The 19,464-nt window shown below is 69.2% G+C and carries 16 protein-coding genes and 1 pseudogene; 7 read left to right on the forward strand and 10 right to left on the reverse strand.

Features of this window, described 5'->3' with window-relative positions:
- Positions 1-373 precede the first annotated feature (373 nt).
- On the forward strand, positions 374-943 hold the full coding sequence (locus B5557_RS30715) for a hypothetical protein (protein WP_180291669.1): 570 nt from the start codon (positions 374-376) through the stop codon (positions 941-943).
- A gap of 372 nt (positions 944-1,315) precedes the next feature.
- Here B5557_RS30715 and B5557_RS30720 read toward each other — a convergent pair whose 3' ends face one another.
- The 4 genes and pseudogenes from B5557_RS30720 to B5557_RS30735 all read right to left on the reverse strand — a co-directional run bounded on the left by B5557_RS30720 (position 1,316) and on the right by B5557_RS30735 (position 5,064).
- Complete coding sequence (locus B5557_RS30720) at positions 1,316-2,173, reverse strand: peptidoglycan-binding protein (protein WP_079662493.1); 858 nt, start codon at positions 2,171-2,173, stop codon at positions 1,316-1,318.
- A gap of 59 nt (positions 2,174-2,232) precedes the next feature.
- Positions 2,233-2,844: a peptidoglycan-binding protein gene (locus tag B5557_RS30725; protein WP_079662494.1), complete on the reverse strand. Its 612-nt coding sequence runs from the start codon at positions 2,842-2,844 to the stop codon at positions 2,233-2,235.
- 557 nt (positions 2,845-3,401) lie between these two features.
- Positions 3,402-4,126: pseudogene (locus B5557_RS30730) on the reverse strand (AraC family transcriptional regulator); the annotation flags it as partial.
- A 233-nt stretch (positions 4,127-4,359) separates the two neighbouring features.
- Positions 4,360-5,064, reverse strand: coding sequence for a hypothetical protein (locus B5557_RS30735; RefSeq protein ID WP_079662495.1), 705 nt, complete (start codon positions 5,062-5,064; stop codon positions 4,360-4,362).
- A 341-nt stretch (positions 5,065-5,405) separates the two neighbouring features.
- On the opposite strand from B5557_RS30735, the gene B5557_RS30740 reads away from it, so the two are divergent.
- The 5 genes from B5557_RS30740 (at position 5,406) to B5557_RS30760 (ending at position 11,340) form a co-directional block, all read left to right on the forward strand.
- Positions 5,406-6,719, forward strand: a complete 1,314-nt coding sequence (locus B5557_RS30740) for an ABC transporter substrate-binding protein (RefSeq protein ID WP_079662496.1) — start codon at positions 5,406-5,408, stop codon at positions 6,717-6,719.
- Positions 6,720-6,859: 140 nt separating this feature from the next.
- On the forward strand, positions 6,860-8,875 hold the full coding sequence (locus tag B5557_RS30745) for a branched-chain amino acid ABC transporter permease (protein WP_079662497.1): 2,016 nt from the start codon (positions 6,860-6,862) through the stop codon (positions 8,873-8,875).
- Complete coding sequence (locus tag B5557_RS30750) at positions 8,872-9,708, forward strand: ABC transporter ATP-binding protein (protein WP_079662498.1); 837 nt, start codon at positions 8,872-8,874, stop codon at positions 9,706-9,708. Before B5557_RS30745 ends, B5557_RS30750 begins: the two co-directional genes overlap by 4 nt.
- Positions 9,705-10,415 (forward strand): ABC transporter ATP-binding protein, encoded by a 711-nt coding sequence (locus B5557_RS30755; RefSeq protein WP_079662499.1) that lies wholly within the window; start codon positions 9,705-9,707, stop codon positions 10,413-10,415. The genes B5557_RS30750 and B5557_RS30755 overlap by 4 nt, the downstream gene beginning before the upstream one ends.
- A gap of 52 nt (positions 10,416-10,467) precedes the next feature.
- The gene (locus B5557_RS30760; protein ID WP_079662500.1) at positions 10,468-11,340 is read left to right on the forward strand and encodes an alpha/beta hydrolase; all 873 of its coding nucleotides are present in this window, start codon (positions 10,468-10,470) and stop codon (positions 11,338-11,340) included.
- 246 nt (positions 11,341-11,586) lie between these two features.
- Here the strand turns inward: B5557_RS30760 and B5557_RS30765 are convergent, their stop codons facing one another.
- Both B5557_RS30765 and B5557_RS30770 read right to left on the reverse strand, forming a co-directional pair.
- Entirely contained in the window at positions 11,587-12,747 is a 1,161-nt protein-coding gene (locus B5557_RS30765) for a glycoside hydrolase family 30 beta sandwich domain-containing protein (protein WP_269460188.1), read from the reverse strand.
- Between the two features lie 430 nt (positions 12,748-13,177).
- Positions 13,178-13,366: a hypothetical protein gene (locus B5557_RS30770; RefSeq protein WP_079662502.1), complete on the reverse strand. Its 189-nt coding sequence runs from the start codon at positions 13,364-13,366 to the stop codon at positions 13,178-13,180.
- A 165-nt stretch (positions 13,367-13,531) separates the two neighbouring features.
- Between B5557_RS30770 and B5557_RS30775 the strand changes: the two genes are divergently transcribed.
- Positions 13,532-14,671 carry a glutathione-independent formaldehyde dehydrogenase gene (locus tag B5557_RS30775; protein ID WP_079662503.1) on the forward strand — a complete coding sequence of 380 codons (1,140 nt, stop codon included), beginning with the start codon at positions 13,532-13,534 and terminating at the stop codon, positions 14,669-14,671.
- A gap of 52 nt (positions 14,672-14,723) precedes the next feature.
- Here the strand turns inward: B5557_RS30775 and B5557_RS30780 are convergent, their stop codons facing one another.
- The 4 genes from B5557_RS30780 to B5557_RS30795 all read right to left on the reverse strand — a co-directional run bounded on the left by B5557_RS30780 (position 14,724) and on the right by B5557_RS30795 (position 19,381).
- Entirely contained in the window at positions 14,724-15,989 is a 1,266-nt protein-coding gene (locus tag B5557_RS30780; protein WP_079662504.1) for an alpha/beta fold hydrolase, read from the reverse strand.
- A gap of 121 nt (positions 15,990-16,110) precedes the next feature.
- Positions 16,111-16,770, reverse strand: a complete 660-nt coding sequence (locus tag B5557_RS30785) for a response regulator (RefSeq protein ID WP_079662505.1) — start codon at positions 16,768-16,770, stop codon at positions 16,111-16,113.
- Positions 16,755-18,761 (reverse strand): ATP-binding protein, encoded by a 2,007-nt coding sequence (locus B5557_RS30790; RefSeq protein WP_079662506.1) that lies wholly within the window; start codon positions 18,759-18,761, stop codon positions 16,755-16,757. The genes B5557_RS30785 and B5557_RS30790 overlap by 16 nt, the downstream gene beginning before the upstream one ends.
- A 5-nt stretch (positions 18,762-18,766) precedes the next feature.
- Positions 18,767-19,381: a response regulator gene (locus B5557_RS30795; RefSeq protein WP_443031371.1), complete on the reverse strand. Its 615-nt coding sequence runs from the start codon at positions 19,379-19,381 to the stop codon at positions 18,767-18,769.
- Positions 19,382-19,464: the final 83 nt, after the last annotated feature.

A 19,464-nucleotide genomic window follows, 5' to 3' on the forward strand; every position in this document is an offset into this window, starting at 1 on the left:
GTAAGGGACTCCGCTGCGCGACGGTTCCATTTTCTTGGCTGAACCGGGCGGACTCGGCGGCTGCTGTGGCGAGTGTCTGTCTCGGCTCTCAGGGGCCATCGAGGGGCCGCAAGGACAGGAACAGACCGACAAGCACCGCACGGGTCTGACGCTGATCAGCACATCTGACCTGGGAAAACGACAAAGATGAGGGCTGATCGGCAAAGGCCGCCAAGATCCTGGATTCACTTGTGGGCTTGCCAGGTCCGAATTGATCCCTTCACGGGTGTTCCGAAGAGAAAACGGTCCGGTTGGTACGCAGGACTGTCGGCGGCGGCTGAACCTGGGTTCTGGATCACTTTCAGTGCCACCACAACCGCGATCATGAACGGCCGTGGCTGATGTATTCCTCCAGGACCAAGCGCGCTGGACGACAACACCGCCGTCGGCCTGTGTCCCGCAGAACTGCTCGCGCGGTGGGCGGGCACCGAGCATCGCGCACCGACGTTCGTCGCCGACCGCGGCGTCTTCGCAGAATCCCGACGTCGTCAACGTGCCCGCGGTGTGGCAGTCCATAGCGGCCGACGCCCGTGTCCAGTTCCATCTCGCTACCACGGACCCGCTCGGCCGACCCACGCACGGCATCACCCGCACCCCGACCCCGCTTCGGGACTTCGACACGGACGACGCGGTCAAGTTCTCGCTGGGCGGCGGCCAGTACGCCTGGCCGGCCGACGCCTACCTCAACATCTGGGTCTGCCGGCTACGCAGCGGTCTGCTCGGCTATGCCCAGTTCCCGGGCGGCGCCGCCGCCACGGATGGTGTGGTCATCACCCACAGCGGTTTCGGCACCAACGGCACTGCCGCCGCACCGTTCAACGGGGGCCGCACGGCTACGCACGAGAAGGAGTCCCCGGCCTGCGGTGGCGCCGGCCGGGGATCCCTTGGTGAGTCCGGCAACTGACGGGGGCTGATCACGGCAGCCGCACTGAGCTCCTGCGGCAGCCGGGGTGTCCATGCCGTGGTCGGGCGGGGGCGATAGGCCGTTGGTCTGTGAAGTCCGGTTGAGCAGTGCCGTGAACGGCGTGTGCTCCGGGTACTGGGGGGAGGCTCACACGGCGCAGATGCCAGTACGTCTGGTGCGCAGGCCGGGGTGGGACGACTAACTGGTCAGCCCCTCGGGAGCCGAGGGGTCTTTTTCGTCTCCGGTGGTCGTTAGCGCAGTCGAAGCTCGGTCGAAGTGCGGACGCGAACCGGCCGACAGGCCTGTGATCCGTGGATCACAGGCCTGTCGGCCGATGGGATCGTCGCTGAACTCGTTGTCCGAAGTGGACGGTCAGGCGTTGGGGACCCGTAGCTTGTCCCAACTGGTTTTGCCGGGGATGCCGTTGGCGTCGTTGCCTTTGAAGCCGAGTTTCTGCTGCCAGGCGGCGAAGGACTTCACGTCGCCCGGGCCCCATACGTCGGCGTGGGCGCTCGACTGGTACCGGTTGCAGCCTTCGGCGACGAGCCGCTGGTGCATTGCGGCGATGATCGGCGATTTCTGTCCGGTGTGGAAGAACGACGCACCGGGGAACGGCTCGGTATCCGACCCGGGGACGGGGTGTGAATTCACGAACTGCGGCCACGAGCCGGGATCGACATGGTCGTTCTCGGGGACGTGGGCGTGTGCGTACCAGCCGCCCTTGGTTTCCCAGACGCTCTCGCTGCGATGCGAGGTGAAGTCGGTCGGACGGCCCATGGGCCAGGTGTCCGGCACACCCCAGGACCGTATCCACGCGTCGAGTTTTTCCCAACCCTTGCACGGCGTATCGGTCAGCTTGGCGTACACCTTGCCGTCGAGGCGGCAGTGAGGGAAGAACAGCGCCTCAATCTGGATCACCACCCTGCCGGCGCGGTTCGTGCGGGTGCCGCCAGGCTTTTCGAAGACTGCCTTACTTCGGGAGTCGGCGGGAAAGAACTGGGCGAACGTGCCAGTGAAGGGATCCCACAGAATGTGCGGGGCCGATTCCTTGCCGCCTCCGGTGAAAAAGCTCTTGAGGTTGGCGAACGGCACCAGATCTATGGGGTGCGCGGCGGTGGCTTTCTTGTCCGCAGTGATATGCGCAATCGCCTTTGCTGGAAACTGCACGTCACACGGGGCGTGATCGCCGACATCCGCCTTGATGGCGCCTGGCATCCACTTGTCGGCCATGGTCGTACTCCTTCCGTCGCCAGGTTTCAGATGATGACAAGCAGCGTCATGCCCAAGTCTTAGACGTTGGGGACCCGTAGCTTGTCCCAACTGGTTTTGCCGGGGATGCCGTTGGCGTCGTTGCCTTTGAAGCCGAGTTTCTGCTGCCAGGCGGCGAAGGACTTCACGTCGCCCGGGCCCCATACGTCGGCGTGGGCGCTCGACTGGTACCGGTTGCAGCCTTCGGCGACGAGCCGCTGGTGCATTGCGGCGATGATCGGCGATTTCTGTCCGGTGTGGAAGAACGACGCACCGGGGAACGGCTCGAATTTGGCGGGGCCGGCGGGCCCGCCATCCATGAACTGCTTGTAGGCTCCGTTCACGAACGTGGACCACTGCTTCCAGTTGTGTGCGTCCTTGATGGCCTTTGCCGTCTTGGCGTTGTAGACCGGGTCCTTGAGCTTTGCCGCAACCCTGAGTGTGTCCGGCGGGGAGAACTGCCCTGGATGCTTGAGGGAGCGTATCTGGAAGAGACCAATGGACGGCCCCCACTTGTGGTCGACCACATCCTGGTCTCCGATGACCTCTGGGTCGCCTTTGGACTCTGCCATGGCCACGGCCGCCGCGATTTTGATGTCATTTCCAGTGAACCCTGCCTGTGTGGCGAGGGCGCGCAGCTCGGTCAGGCTCATTCTCATTTTCCGACACCCCTCTAATGGCCGGGAGGGTAAGGGATAGCGCGGATCCTCTTAGCTGCACCTCCGTGGAGTGCGAGGCGGCTTTGCGAGGCGGCTTTGCGAGGCGATAAAGATAAGTGATTTCCAGCGTATGGCGAGTTCAGGGATCGTGCAAACGGAGCGCTGACAGCTCCAGCTCGTGCAGAAGCATGCGGCTTCAGTCGTTCTGGAGGCATCGACTGGCAATTGTGGCGCCGAAGTTGACAGCGGACCAACCCCGCCTCAGTATCGTCATTGGTGGCGGATTGTCTGGTTCAGATGAAAGATGGAAATGCACCGAAGGGGATGGAGCAGACGGAAATGAACGAACCGTCCGAACGCGCCCCAAGAAGAAGCCTCCCGGAGTGGTCACTCGGTCCTTTCGTGTGACGCTCCGTGGATTATGTGGTCAGGACGTCGGGGCGGTCGGAGACGGACCTCGTCCAGCTGCTTGAGTTACGGACCGCCGGTGGCTCAGTGTGTTCCGATGCCCAGCCACGCACAACTGAACGTAGCCAGGGTCAGCACCGGATTCAGCTCCTCCGGCGGTACGCACCGGGTGCCGTTCCGTGCGTTCGTTTGAACGCGTTGGCGAAGGCGAACTCGGATGTGTAGCCCACTTGAGCGGCGATGGATCTCAAGGGCGCGTCGGATGTCCGCAGCAGGCACGCCGCCGTGGTCATTCGCCACCATGTCAGGTAGCCGAGAGGCGGTTGACCAATCAGCAGGGCGAAGCGCCTGGCGAACGGAGCCCGGGAGAGCCCGGCTCCGCGGCGAGTTTCGCCACTGTCCACGGCGAAGCCGGGTCTCGGTGGATGGCGTGGAGGGCGGCGGTGACCGGGGGGTCGTTGAGTGCGGCAGCCCATCCGGTGGTGTTGCCCAGGGAGGACTGTCCGTTGAACCAGATGCGCAGGATGTAGAGCAGCAGCACGTCCAGCAGCGCGGGGACGGCCGCGTCCGTGCCCAGACGCGGGTTCTCCACCTCTGCGGCCAGTAGCACGAGGGCCGCGCTCAACTCTGGATGGCGGTCTGCTTGTGCCGGCAAGTGGATCAGATCCGGAAGGGTCAGCAGCAGCGGGTGAGTGCGGGACAGGTCGAGTTGGTAGGCCCCGCAGAGCACTACGGTGACCCGGCCGTTGTCTCCGCTCCGGTCGACGCTGTCGGAAGCGTAGGTGCCTGGCAGTTGGTGCTCGGCGGGGCCACAGGCGGGGGCGGTCACGGGGGTTTCGGGGCTGTCGGCCAGGGTGTGGCCGCTGCCCCTTGCCTCGGGTCCGGCCGCTGTCGCCGGCGGTGATCCCGTGCACGCATGATCCGGTCCGTGCGCCACAGCCTCCAGCGAGGCCACCCGTCAGGCGGCAACCCTCACCTTCGTTCCCGGGCCGGCCGACCCCCGCTGCCACTCTGCCCTCCGTCCCGGTTCCACGGCCGGCTCGCCCTCCCGGACGCGATGTCCAGCGCCGCCCCGTGCGGGTCGCAGCAGGGGCAGAGACCTCAGGAAGCGCCGTCCGCGGGTACGGGTTCGGTGAACTGGTCGAACAGCATGACGGCAACCCTTGTGACAAGGGACCAGTTTTCGTCGCCGTGCGGGTCCGCCAGGTCCCCGTAGCCGGCGATCCACCGCATGTGGAAGCCGTCCAGCAGGGACGCGATGCTGGTGGCGAGGTGATCGACCTGGTAGGGCGCACGCATGCGCAGCCCGTACGTGTCGAGCAGGGCCTGGTACGCCTCGCAGGCCACCTTCGTGAACGATTCGCCGTAGTGCCCGAGGGCCTCACGCACACGGGGGTTCGCGGCGCTGGCGTAGAAACCGAGCATCACCCGGTAGATCGGGTCCACCCGGTGGTTCCTGTGGTTGTCGGTCAGTACGTCATTGAGGGCTTCCTGCCAGGTGATGCCCTTCTCGACGGCTTCCTGGAAGCGTCGGATGCTGTCGGGCAGACCCGGTACCAGTTCCGCCTGCCGGGAGGTGAGGTGGAACAACAACTCGGCCTGGAAATCGGCCTGAGCCGGCCAGATCTGGTAGATCGATCCCGTGGTGACCGCCGGTGCCGCCTTGTCGCCCAGCCGGTCCCGGATGATGCGGGTGGCCTCTTCCGTCACCTGCTTGACCCGCACGTGGGCCAGTGCGGCGGAGACCGCGGCCTCGCTGGTGTCGGCGGTTCCCGCACAGACGAGTTTGGTCGCCGCTTCCAGCATGAGAGCCCGAGTCTCCTCGAGCGATCGCCGAGGCAGTCTGCGCCTTCCGGCCTGCGTCGTCACACCCTCCCCCTCCTCTGCCTGATCGTTAAATCGAGCTGCTTGATCGTTAAATCAAAGTGAACCGAGGCGTTGACAGGGGGTAAGCCTACACCTAGATTCCCGGTTCGTAAGAAAGTTACGAAACCTCGGGAAGGCCGTTTGAACAGGCCTTTCCGTGCCTCCGAGCCGCCCCTCTGCGCTGGTCACCCCATGCGCTCCGGGTCCCCGGCCGGCCGTTCGGCTCCCCGTTGTGCATGCCTCGGCATGACTCCCTTTCGCTTCGCCCACGGAGGTCTCGTATGCCTACCCATCCGCGTGTCCGAAGACTGAGTCTCATCGCCTCCCTCCTGGCGCCCGTCCTGGGCCTCACCGCCTGCAGTGCCGCGCAGAACCCGGGCTCGGCCTCGGCCGGAGGTGCCGCAGCCGACTCGTCAGCCGCCGCGGACACCCGCCCGTCGGCCGCCGTGGTGACCGACTATCCGAGTTACGTGGGAGGCAAGGCGGGCAAGGCCGACTCCGGCCTGTCCCCGGTCACGCTCGGCTGGGTGAACGTCGAGGGCGGCCCCGGCGGCAGCCCGGAGGCGACACTGGGCGCCAAGGCAGCCGTTCGGTACGTCAACGAGAAGCTCGGCGGAATCGGCGGCCACCCGCTCGCCCTGAACGTCTGCACGGTGGTCTCCGCCGAGGAGGAGGGGCAGAAGTGCGGTCAGCAACTGCTCGGCGACAAGGCCGTATCCGCCATCGCCCTCGGCAATCTGTACCTGGGCGACGCCTCCTTCAACTCCGTGGTGGCGGGCAAGAAGCCGGTTCTGGTCGGCGTGGCGACGGGGCCCACCCTGCCCATGGCGAAGAACACCTACAGCACCTTCGGTGACCTGCCGCACATCTTCGGCACCTGGGGCACGTACGCGCGTGACGTCCTCAAGGCGAAGACGGCGGCGGTCATCCACACGAACACCCCCGGCGACAAGATCGCTTCCAGCGCAGCCGTCAAGGGACTCAAGGCCGCCGGCCTCACCGTCAAGTCGGTCGGCTTCGACGCGCAGGCCACGGACCTGATCGGCCCGGTCACCGCGGCAGGCGCCAACTCCGCCGATGTCATCGTGCCCATCACGATCGGCTCCGGGTGCGTCGGAGTCGCCAAGGCGATCAAGCAACTCGGCATCGACAAGCCCGTGGTGTCCACGCCCCTGTGCATGTCACCGGACGTGGCCAAGGGCCTGGGCGGGGATCTGCCCACATGGACGTACGGCGTCGCCCAGACGCTGCCGACCGACACCTCGGCCCCCGACTCCAAGGCGTTCCTGGCGGCATCCGGCCAGGTGGGGCTGGACAAGGCCACCGCCTCCCAGGTCTTCGCACCCCTGGGCTGGAGCACGATCCTGACGTACGCCAAGGCGCTCAACGCCGTGGGAGCCGACAAGATCACCCCGGCTGCTGTCTCCGCGCAGCTGAAGAAGTTCACCGGGCCGGTCGTCATGGGTGCCGCCGAGGTCAAGTGCGCCAAGTACCCGGACGCCCCTGCGGTCTGCAACGACCAGGCGCGGTTCTACCAGTACAAGGGCAAGGGCGCCTTCCAGCCGCTGACCGACTGGCTCCGCCCGCCCCGGTGACCATCGCCCCCACCGTCCCCACCGTCCGCCCGGGTCGCCTCCGGCCCGCGACAGACCTTCCCGTGCCGTGTTCCCGAGTCCCGACGGCTCCCCTACGGCCTTCCTATGGCCTCAGGAACACGGCGCTCCAGGAGTAAGAAATGGAACAGATCCTGCTCTTCGCCGTGCTCGGCCTGGGCCAGGGGGCACTGATCGCCGGCATCGCACTCGGCGTCGTGGCGACCTACCGGGGTTCGGGCATCATCAACCTGTCGACCGGCGCCGTCGCGATGGTCGCCGGTTACACCTTCTGGGCTCTGAGCACCGGCTTCTTCGGCTTCTCCCTGCCGACCGCCGCCGCCATGGCGGGGGCGCTCATGGCGGCGCTCGCGGTCGGTGTGCTCACCGAGGCAGCCGTGTTCAAGCCCCTGCGCGCGGTCTCACCACTGGCCAAGCTCGCGGCGTCACTCGGCATTCTGCTCACCCTGCAGGCCACCGTGCTGCTGGTGTTCGGAACCCAGCCCCAGCAGGCCCCCAGCATCCTGCCCTCGGACGCCGTCACCGTCCTGGGCGTCACCACGCCCGTCGACCGTTTCCTCCTGACCGGGCTGGTGATCACCGTCGCGCTCGCCCTCGGGGCCCTGTACCGGTGGACCCGGTTCGGGCTCGCCACCCGCGCCGCCTCGGAGAACGAACAGGCGGCCCTGCTGGCCGGTCTGTCACCCAACAGCGTCTCCCTCGCCAACACCCTGCTGTCCGCGCTGATCGCGGGGCTGCTCGGGGTCCTGGCCGCACCCATCGTCCAGGTCGACTCCGTCACGCTCCCGCTGCAGGTGGTCCCCGCCCTGGCGGCGGCTCTCTTCGCCGGATTCACCTCACTGTGGATCGCCTGCTCCGCCGGCATCCTCATCGGCGTCATGCAGTCGGTCGTCTACTACCTGTCCACCCAGAGCTGGTTCCCGACCGACAACGGCAACGCCATGCCCGGACTCCAGCAACTGCTGATCTTCATCCTGATGATCGTCGCGCTCTACGTGAAGGGCGCGGGCCTGCCCCGCCGCGGTGAACTCGTCGAGCAGCGGCTGCCCGCCGTACCGCTGCCGGACCGACTGCTGCGACCGGCCGTCCTGGCCACGGCCGCCGCCGCCCTCGCCCTGATCGTGCTGCCGTTCGACTTCCGCCAGGCGCTGACGAACTCGCTGATCGGCGCGATCATCGTCCTCTCGTACGTCGTCATCACCGGCTACGTGGGACAGATCTCCGTGATGCAGCTGGCGCTCTCCGGCACCGCCGGTTTCGCCCTGTCCCACCTGGCGACCGGACTGCACATCCCCTTCCCCTTCAACGCCCTCGGCGCGACCCTGCTGGCCACCCTGCTCGGTGTGGCGGCCGGCATCTCCGCCCTGCGGGTCCGCGGCGTGAGCCTGGCCGTCGTCACGCTGGCCGCCGCGCTCGCGATGGAACAGGCCCTGTTCACCAACACCTCCTTCGGCGGCACCGCCGGAGTGACCGTGCCCCCTCCCCGCCTGTTCGGGGTGGACCTCGGTCCGGGGGCGGCCTTCCGCGGCCTGGACGGCAACGAACCCAGCCCCCTCTTCGGCTTCCTCGTCCTGTCCGTCGCCGTCGCCCTGGGCTTGTACGTGGCCAACCTCAGACGCACCGGACTGGGGCGGCGCATGCTCGCCGTCCGCTCCAACGAGCGCGCGGCCGCGGCGGCAGGCGTCAACGTACGGGCCGTGAAGATCGCGGCGTTCGCCATCAGCTCCTTCATCGCCAGCGCCGCGGGAACCCTGTACGGCTACAACTTCGGCTCCGTCAGCGCGGTCCGGTTCACCGCGCTGGCCGCACTCGGCCTCATCGGCTTCGCCTACATCGGCGGCATCACGATGGTCTCCGGAGCCGTCATCGCCGGCCTGATGTCCACCGAGGCACTCATCCCGCACGCCTTGGACAAGTGGTTCGGCATCAAGGGGACCTGGGCCCTGCTCTTCGGCGGCATCTCCCTCATCCTGACGCTGATCGCCAACCCGGACGGCATCGCGGGCGCCAACCACCGCCGCAAGAAGGCCAAGCAAGCCGCCCGCACAGCGAAAGCCGCCCAGGCCCACGCCGAGAGCGCCACGCCGGACACGGCCGGGGCCAACACGGCGCCCGCCCCCGAGGAGGTCGCACGATGAGCATGTTCAAGGTCCGTTCGCTGGGCGTCAGTTACGGCGGCGTCCACGCACTCAGCGACGTCACCCTGGATGTCGCCGAAGGCCAACTGGTGGGGCTGATCGGCCCGAACGGCGCGGGCAAGACCACCTTCGTGGACGCGGTCAGCGGGCTGGTCGGCGCCCGGGGCCGGGTGGAACTGGACGGCGAGGACCTGACCGGCATGCCACCGCACGCCCGGGCCCGCCGAGGCCTCGCCCGCACCTTCCAGAGCAGCGAACTCTTCGAGGACCTCACGGTGACGGAGAACCTGCGCGTGACGGCGGAACACCCGACCTGGGTCAGGGCGTTCGGCGAGACCTTCGGCCGCCGCACACCGCCGCCCTCCGCCGTCGCCGATGCCCTCACCACTGTGGGCCTGCAGGATCTCGCCGACGCGTCCCCGGCCGAGCTGTCCCAGGGGCAGCGCAAACTCGTCGGCGTGGCCCGGGCCCTGGCCGCCCGCCCCCGCATCATCTGCCTCGACGAGCCCGCCGCCGGCCTGGACACCGCCGAGAGCGCCGAACTCGGCCGCCGCCTGCGCGCCGTCGCCGACGCCGGCACCGCACTGCTCCTCATCGACCACGACATGGGCCTGGTGATGGGCATCTGCGACCACTTGGTCGTCCTGGAGTTCGGCAAGGTCATCGCGGCGGGACCCCCGAGCCGGGTCCGCGACGACCCCGCCGTCATCACCGCCTACCTCGGCGCGTCCGCCGTCCAGCCCGCCGACGCACCCGTACCGGACGGCGGCACTCCTTACTCCCTCACCACCGGCCGACCCGGGGTTACCAGCACCGCACCGGAGACATCATGAACACACCCGTCCTGGAAGTGGCCGGCCTCACCGCCGGCTACGACGGAGCCCCCGTCGTCCGCAACCTCGACATCACCGTCGGCGCAGGCGAGGTCGTCGCCCTGCTGGGCGCCAACGGCGCGGGCAAGACCACCACGCTCAAGGCCGTCTCCGGGCTGCTGCGTCCCTCCGCCGGCACCATCACCTTCACCGGAACACCCCTCGACCAGGTGCCGGCGGCGGCCCGCGCGCGACGGGGCATCGCCCATGTCCCGGAGGGCAGGGGCATCTTCTCCGGGCTGACCGTGGCGGAACACCTGCGGCTGGGACACCGGGGAGAACGGCTCGACGAGGAGGCGGCGTACGGGTACTTCCCGGTCCTGACCCGCCTGCGGGACCGCAAGGCCGGCCTGCTGTCCGGCGGAGAACAGCAGATGCTCGCTCTTGGACGCGCTCTGGCCCGTCGTCCCAAGCTGCTGCTGCTCGACGAACTCAGTCTCGGCCTCGCCCCGGTCATCGTCGAGGAACTGCTGCCCGTCGTCCGGCGCTTCGCCGACGACTCCGGCTGCGGGGTGCTGCTCGTCGAGCAGCACGTCGGCCTCGCCCTGGAAATCGCCGACCGAGGCTGCGTCCTCTCCCACGGCGAACTCACCGTGCAGGCCACGGCCCGGGAACTGAGAGCCGACCGGTCCCGGATCGTGGCCGGTTACCTGGGCGCCGGTTACTGACCGCTGAACCGGCACCGACCACGCCTCACCACTCACCCCTCCCAGGAGAACCATGTTCACTTTCGACAGCGGCAAGGACGGCGTGCGCATTCACGTGCACGTGTGGCAGCCCGCCGACCCGCCGCGCGGTGTGGTGCAGATCGCGCACGGCATGGGCGAACACGCCGGCCGATACGCCGAGCTCGCCCGGACGCTGACGGCTCAGGGCTTCGCCGTGTACGCAGGCGACCACCGGGGACACGGGCTCAGCAGGCACGCCGCACCCGGCCATCTCGGCGAGGACGGCTGGAACAGCCTCGTCGCCGATCTGGTGACACTCTCCGAGACCATCCGGGAGCGGCACCCCGGTCTGCCCTTGGTGCTGCTCGGTCACAGCCTCGGCTCCTTCGCCGCGCAGCAGTACGTACTGCACCACTCCCACCTCATCGACGCCCTGGCTCTGGCCGGCACCACCGCGGTCGACGCGATGCTCGCCAACCAGGCGGCCGACACAGGGGACCCGCTCGTCGCCCTCAACAAAGGCTTCGAGCCCGCTCGGACGCTGTTCGACTGGCTCAGCCGTGACCCCGAAGCCGTCGACGCCTACCTCGCGGACCCGCTCTGCGGCTCCAGCCTCGACGCCGAGGGAATGCGGCAGGTCGCCGCCGCCTCGACAGCACTCGCGCAGCCCCGGGGCATCCCGGCACACCTGCCTGTCTACGTCCTGGTCGGCGACCGGGACCCGCTCAACGCCGGGCTCGCGCTGAGTGACCTGCTCGTCGACCGCTACCGGCAGGCCGGCCTCACCGACATCACCTACCGCATCTACCCCGAAGCGCGGCACGAACTGTTCAACGAGACCAACCGCGCCGAAGTCGAGGGTGACCTGCTGGCCTGGCTGGAGCGGGCCCTCGCTCACATCGAGAACGAGCGGGTGCTGCCGTGAGCTTGACTTTGCCGGCCGATCCCAAGCCGGTCCTCGGGTACGGAGACATCTGACTGCTGTACCCGGCGGCTGGTCAGGCCCATGGCCAGGGCCCTTGGTGGGTGCCCCGTGGTCACGTCGGGGCGACGGCCGCCGTGTGCGGCATGATCGCCCTGACGTACGTCCTCACCCTGGAGCGGAAATCCTGAAAAGGCTCAATGGCTCCATTGGATAACTGCCCCAGCATTGTCTGATGAGTACATTTTTTTACCCGGTCACGAAGGTCGTCAGGCTCTGAGCGGGAAGCTGCCCTGTGAAGGAGCCGTTCGTCACGGCGATCCTGCCCTGGGACGCGAGATTTCTGCTCGCGTCCGTCACCCAGGACGACACGCCGGACGCGGTGTTGTTCTGTAGGGTGAACTGCTGATTGACCAGCGAGTTTCCCTTGTTGACGGCGACGATGACGATCCGGGAGCCGCTCCCTTTGTACGCCGAGAAGTAGACGTTCGCCTGCGGGTTCGGGGGCACTGCGATCCGCACATGCCCTGGGCGGACGAACTTCGAGAAGTGCGCCATGCCGGCACCGCGTTTGCTGATCCGCCCGTCCTCCCGCATGGGGCCGTAACCGCGCCGGATGTACCACCACACGTACGCCTGGAACTCGGCATCCACCATCGCGCGGTGGATGTGCTCTCCCACGTCGAGCGCCTGGGGCCACAGATCGGCCGAATCGCTGCTGTTGGGGTAGTAGACCTCGGTCATCCACAATTCCTTGCCCCCGCCCTTCTGCTTGAAGAGGGGGTAGGGGAAATTCTGGAACGACGTTCCGTAAAGGTGCGCCCCGAGAATGTCCAGATTGGCGAGTGCTCCCGCGTCGTTGAGGATCGGGTCCGAGAAACTCTTCACGTACTGGAAGGATTCCGGGGCGATGACCTTGGTACTGATGGAGCCGGCGTTCTCTCGCAGGAACCTGGTCATCTCGCTCGGAGTCCACCACGTCCAGTCATGAGCGTAGTCCGGCTCGTTCTGCACGGAGATGGCATACAGGTTCACTCCGTTGGTCCGCATGAACGCGACGAAGTCGTTCAGGTGCTGCGCATAAGCGCCGTACATGTTGTACCGAAGCCGCTTGGCGTCGGTCTGCTGGCCGCGGACGAAGGTCTCGACCATCTGAGCGGGGGGATTCCACGGCGATGCGAAGACGGTCGCCCCGAGCTCGATCGCGCGCTTCGCCGTCGCGACCTCGCGGTTCCAGTTCGCCCGGTCCTCGGAGACGAAGATCCTCAGCATGGAGAACCCGAGCTGTCCTTCGCTGTTACCGAACGCCGTGTCCCTCTGGGCAGATGTCAGGTCACCGATCCAGAGGGGGTGGTTCATGCCGCCGAATCCCCGGATGGTCTGCCGCGTCGCCGACGGGTCGACGGTCACCGCCGCCGCGGACGCTGTTCGGGATGCCGCCCTGGCCGGCGTCGTGGCCGCGAGGACCGGCAGGGCGCTCATCGTCGCCAGAACGGCCCGACGACTCGGTAATTCCGACCCCTCCCCGTCCCTGGATGCACCACGCTGTAACGACATGTGTTTCCTCCCTCTGGGACTTGGCACCGACCTGTGCTTTCTCGTCCCCGTGTCGGTAAACGCCTTGCCTCGTCGTGCCGTGCATCTGCGCTCCGCGCCTTTTACGGCCGTGCTGATACGTGCGTGGAGTTCGACGTTCGACGGACTGACCGCTGAAGGTGTGGCAGGCCCGTCGAATGTTTCGGTAGATCGACCGATCGTGCGGCGGTCTAGGGGACCGTAGGTCCCCCTCCTCGCATCGTCAAGCCTCTGCGGAGACGCTTGTGGCGGGTGGTACGGCCGGTCAGGCTTCCGCGGCGTCTTCTCCGCGCCCCTCGGCGAACTCCCACCAGGCGAGGGGGAGCCAGTCTCCGTTGACGAAACCGTCGACTGCCGACCCCCGGCCGTTGATCGACACGGCGGTTCCTGGGGGGTAGGTGGTGCCGGACAGTCCGGACACGGGGACGAGCAGGGTCCCGAGGCGTGGCGTCACGGTGGGCTTTCCCCTTCCCGGGGCATTGGTCAGCGGGCTCGCGTGATCCGCACGTACGTGATGACAGTAGCCAATTTGGCTTAAGGCGCACAACGGACAGAACATGAGATAGAGCACAAATGACCGAGGTGTGACACCAGCAGTGCCGAGCGGAGGTGCGTAGGCATGAAGGCCGTCGTCTACAAGGGACCGTTCGAAGTAGCGGTCGAGCAAGTGGAGAAGCCCGGGCTCCAACACCCGAACGACGTGATCGTCCGCGTGACGTCCACGGCAATCTGCGGTTCCGACCTGCACATGTACGAGGGCCGTACTGCCGCTGAGCCAGGCATCGTCTTCGGCCACGAGAACCTTGGGATCATCGAGGAGACCGGCGACGGCGTCTCGTCGCTCAAGGCGGGCGACCGGGTGGTCATGCCCTTCAACGTCGCTTGCGGATTCTGCAAGAACTGCACGGCCGGCTTCACGGGCTTCTGCGTCACCGTGAACCCCGGGTTCGCCGGCGGTGCGTACGGCTACGTCGCGATGGGTCCGTTCAGCGGAGGCCAAGCCGAGTACGTACGGGTGCCGTACGCCGACTTCAACTGCTTGAAGCTGCCGGAGGGCGACGCCAACGAGAGCGACTTCGTCCTGCTCGCCGACATCTTCCCGACGGGCTACCACGGCAACGAACTGGCCGACGTCCGTCCGGGCGAGAGCGTCGCGGTGTACGGCGGCGGTCCGGTGGGTCTGATGGCCGCCTACTCGGCCATGCTGCGCGGAGCCAGGAAGGTGTTCGTCGTCGACCGGGTCGCCGAGCGGCTGCAGAAGGCCGAGGAGATCGGCGCGATCCCCGTCAACTTCGGCGAGGGCAACCCGGTGGAACAGATCAAGGACCAGACGGAGGGACAAGGCACCGACAAGGGCATCGATGCGGTGGGCTACCAGGCCCAGGCACGGGGCGAGGAGCGCGAGGAACCGGCGACCGTCCTGAACTCGCTCGTCGAGACGGTGCGACCGACCGGAGCGCTCGGCATTCCGGGCCTGTACGTTCCCTCCGACCCCGGCGGCCCTGACGAGCAGGCCAAGCAGGGCAAGCTGCTGGTGGCGGTCGGCAGGCTCTTCGAGAAGGGGCTGCGGCTGGGTACCGGCCAGTGCAACGTCAAGCGGTACAACCGGCAGCTGCGCGACATGATCATCGAGGGGCGTGCGCGGCCCGGCTTCGTCGTCTCGCACGAGCTGTCGCTCGACGAGGCGCCGTCGGCGTACGAAAAGTTCGACAAGCGCGTCGAGGGTTACACCAAGGTCGTCCTGCACCCGAACCGGTGACCTGACCCGGGGCACCGGCCGCAGGAGGCGGGCCCGACCGCCCGTTCCGGGCTCAGCCGGTGCCCTTCGGCAGCGGTTCGTCCAGGAGGAAGGCCCGCAGCAGTGCGGTGTAGCGGTCGGGCTGTTCGCCCGAGATGGAGTGCCCGGCTCCCTTGACGGTCACCAACTCGGAGCCTGCGAGGGTGTGTTGGTACTCGGCGGTCACGGCGGGCTTGATGAAGTCGCATTCCCCTCGCATGATCAGAGAGGGGACGCGCAGGGTGCGCAGACGGGGCCGGGGGTCGGGGAGCCGCTCGAAGTCCTTGACGGTCAGCTGGTTGCTGTAGAAGCCCTGTGGGTTGTCGTGCGCCCTGGTGGGCGGAGCGTCCTGGCACGAGGTGCTGTCCTTTCCCTGGAGGGCGACTTCGTGCATCCAGTGGTCGACCTCGCGGTCGCCGACCAGCGCGTGCGCGGCGCCGGGGTTGATCTGGAGGAGCAGACTCGCCGCGATGAGGCGGGGTGCGCTGTTCAGCCGGTCGAGCCGGTCCTTCTGCGCGGGGGAGAGGCGGTGCCAGGGTTCCCCGGCCTTGGAGCCGGGGTACTGACGGCCCCACAGCGCGCCCGGCGAGGTGAAGACCGCTTTGGCGACGTGCTCGCCATGGGCGGCCAGGTACTGGGCGGTGAGTGATCCGCCCCAGGACTGGCCGACGAGGATGATCCGGTCGGCGCCGAGCGTGTGCCGGATCGCTTCCAGGTCGGCGACCTGGCGGGCGACGGTGTATCCGGTGACGTCCCGCAGCCGGGTGGAGCGGCCGGCGCCGAGCTGGTCGTAGGAGTAGACGTCGAAGCCGTCGGCCGCGAGTTCACGGCCCCCCGTGGGGACGCCCTCGGCGGGGGTGCCAGGACCGCCGTGCAGGAAGATCACCGGGGTCGGTCTGGCCTTGCCTGTGGCGGGGGCGTGGACGTAGGCGATGCGTGAACCGGTCGGCAGATCCCAGAACCGCACGCCGGGCGGGACGGGGGCGGCCGTCGTGGTGGGCATCGGACGCAGGACGGTGACGGCGGCGAGGACGGCGACGGCCGCGGTCAGGCCGGCCGTGAGGAACGCGGACGCCCGCAGGGCCCGGCGGCGGTCGAGACCGAACAGGGCGAACGCCGCCCGGCCCAGCAGTCCGCCGGCCAGGGCGCCGCAGCCGAGACCGACGACGACCAGGACCGGCACGCTCGCGGTGACGAACGCCGCGGCGAGGAAACCGGCCACCGCCACGGCAGGGGTCAGTGAGAGCGCCAGGAACAGCAGAACCCCGCCGGCGACACGGTGCAGAAGTATGCGTGACATGCCTTCGAGGCTAGGAAGCCGACGCGGGCGATCCGTCCAGCTCAGGGACGGTTCGGCCGCGGGCGAGGGCCGCCCTGCGGCGGGGTGTCACCCCCACCGCACGGCGGGGTGACGACTCACCTCACGGCCCGTTGCCGGGCCGGATCAGCCCCGTCTCGTACGCGGCGATCGTCGCCTGCACCCGGTCGCGTACGCCGAGCTTGCCGAGGAGGACGGAGACGTGGTCCTTCACGGTGGGCGGACTCACCCCCAGCACCGCCGCGATCTCCGCGTTGGACAGCCCCCGCGCGACCTGCCGCAGCACCTCCGTCTCGCGCGGGGTGAGCGGGTCGAGCCGGGCCGCGTCGAGCGGACCGGGCCCGTCCGTGAACCGGTCGATCAGCCTGCGGGTCATCGCCGGATCGAGCAGCGCGGCACCCCCGTGGACCACCCGTACCGCGTCGATCACCCGCTCCGGCTCGGCGTCCTTGAGCAGGAAACCGGCGGCCCCCGCGCGCAGCGCGGCGAACAGGTACTCGTCGAGACCGAAAGTGGTGAGCACCAGAACACGGGTCGCGGGGCTGCGTTCGGTGATCGCGGCGGTCGCCGCGAGCCCGCCGATCCCCGGCATGCGGACATCCATCAGCGCGACGTCCGGCCGCGCCGACAGGGCGAGTTCGACCGCCGTGTCGCCGTCCGCCGCCTGCCCGACGACGCACAGGTCGGGTTCCGCGTCGAGGATCGCCGCGATCCCGGCCCGTACGACGGCCTGGTCGTCCGCGACGGTCACTCTGATCGCCATGGGAACGCCTCCGGGAGCCACACACGTACCGCACCGCGGTCGGTCGTCGAGAGGCTACCGCCGGCGGCGTCCGCGAGGGCGCGCAGCCGCCGCTCCACCGCGGGAACGGCGGGTGCCGGACCGCAGACCTCCACGCCGTCGGGGAGCGTGCGTACGGTGAGGGTGACGCCCACGGCCATGAGCGCGGAGGCGGTCCGGTACGCGAAGACCTCCACGGCGGCGGGCAGCGGACGGCGTGCTCCGACGTACCGGACGACGGCCCCGTAGCGCGCGGCCAGCGCGGTGATCCCCGAGACGGTGGGCGGAGGGGCGTCGTCGGCGGCGTCCCCCGCACGCAGCCCGGACAGCAGGTGCCGCAGAGCGGTCAGTCCGGCGCGGGCCTCTTCCCGCACGGTCCGCAGGTCCCCCTCCTGCGCCGCGGCGACGACCGCCCGCGCGTGCCGGAGCGCCGTGTCCCGCAGCCCGGTGGCGAACAGCAGACGCTGCGCGGACACCGCCGCGTCGGCGTCCCCGTCGAGCAGGACCCGCCGCCGGGCGTCCGCGGCCCGCAGCCGCTCATGTCGCCGGGCGGTCCGGCGCCCCCACGACCAGACGGCGAGGGCGGGGAGGGCCAGCCCGCCCGCCAGTACGGTCCAGGCCGCCGTACGGCTGCCGGTGATGCCGCTGCCGCTCGCCAGCGCGAGCCCGCCCACGGCGGCCACGGCGAGCGGCGCGAACAGGCCTCGGCGCCACGGCAGACGCACTCCGACGCTGTAGGCGAGCGTCAGCTCGACCCACCCGTACACCAGGAAGATGTCGCTCACCGGCGGCTGGGTCCAGCCCGTCCGGTCGCAGGCCCACCACAGCAGCAGCGCCGACAGCACCGCCGCGAGCGCGCGGCCGGGCGCCCGTGAGCGCCAGGCCAGCGGCACGGCGTGCAGGCCCGACAGCACGACGGTCACCAGCGCGGGCAGCAGGCCGCCGAAGGGGGCCTCGGCCGTCATGAGGCTCGCGCCGAGCGACAGCGCGATCGCCAGGGCCACCAGCGCGTAGTCGAGCGCGGCCGTCCCACGCCACAGGGGCCACCGGCGGAGGGGAAGGACCGTCGCCGCGGGCAGCGAGGCCCGCACGCGCCAGCCTGCTCCCTCGCCGTGAGGTCCGGCGCGGAACGTTCCGCCCGTCGCGGTGACCGTGGCCGCCAGCCCCGCGAGACCGCGCCCGGTCCCGAGGCCCGGCTCGACGGCCGTACCGCCGTCGTCCGTGACGGTGACGACGAACAGGTGATCGCCGCCGGCCCGTACGGGCTTGTCCCGGTCGTCCGTCGGCTCGATCCGGACGCGCACTGTCGCGCCCTCGGCGTACCGGGCCGCGTTGGTCAACGCCTCCCGGACGACCCGGTACGTCGCGTCCGTGCTGCCCGCCGGCGCCTTGTCGACCGTGCGCCGGTAGTCCACCGAGTGCGCGGCGGCCAGCGCGTCGACCTCGGTGAAGCCGGCCGCGGTCGCGTCCAGTTCGGTGAGGCGCTCCAGTTCGCGGACGGCCTCCCGGCCCGCCTCGTCGGCGTGGCGCAGCGCGTGACCGGTCCGTTCCCGGTCGGCGAGCCTGAGCGCGGCGCCCGCGGCCACCACGATCCCGGTCAGCCGATGCGCGGCCACGTCGTGCAGCTCCGCCGCCAGCCGGTCCCGTTCCGCCAGCGCCGCGAACAGCGGGACCGCCGCCGTACCGGCCTCGTAGTCCGCCAGCGCGGACCGGCGGGCCGACCGGTGCCGGCGGGAGCGGCCCGTCGCCCAGACGACCGCCACCACCCCACCGGCCGTCAGTGCGACCCCCGCCACGTAGTGCGGCGGTTCACCGCGTACGGCGGGGATCGCGGCGACGGCCAGGGTGAGCACGACGGCTCCCGTGAGGGAGGAACCGGCGGTCCTGCGTACGGCCAGCAGCTGGACCATGATCAGCGCGCAGACCGCCGCGGGGAGGGAGAGGACCCACACGTGCCCCGCGAGGCCATTCATTGCCACTATGAGCTTCCGTCGGCGAGGCCGGTGCGGTGGGCGAGGACCACCAACTGCACACGGTCGCGGGCCCCGAGCTTGGTCAGGAGGTGTCCCACGTGGGTCTTGGCGGTTCCGTGGGTGATGTGCAGTTGCCGGGCGATCTCGGAGTTGGACAGGCTCTCGGCGACCAGGACAAGGACTTCGCGTTCGCGTTTGGTGATGCCTGTCGGCATCGGGGGTGCGGGGGCGGACCGGGCGGCGAACTCCTTGATCAGGCGTCTGGTGATGCCTGGGGCGAGCAGTGCGTCCCCGGCGGCGACCACCCGGACGACGGCGAGCAGATCCGCCGGCGGGGCGTCCTTGAGCAGGAAGCCGCTGGCTCCGGCGCGCAGCGCACCGTAGACGTATTCGTCCAGGTCGAAGGTGGTGAGCATGAGTACCCGTACGGGGCCGCTGCTCGTGATGAGCCTGCTGGCCTCGATGCCGTCCATGTCGGGCATCCGGACGTCCATGAGGACGACGTCCGGGCGTGTGTCGAGGGCTAGGGCGACGGCTTCGGTGCCGGTGGCCGCCTCGCCGACCACTGTCAGGTCCGGTGCGGTGCCGATGATGCCGCACAGGCCGGCGCGTAGGGGCAGGGCCGCCCGGGCCCGGCGGCTGCCGCCACGAGCCGAAGGCCGGTGCCGTGGGCAGGCAGACCCCAGGCCGACAGGCCGTACGC

The organism is Streptomyces sp. 3214.6 (genome assembly GCF_900129855.1).
Taxonomy (GTDB): Bacteria; Actinomycetota; Actinomycetes; order Streptomycetales; family Streptomycetaceae; genus Streptomyces; species Streptomyces soliscabiei.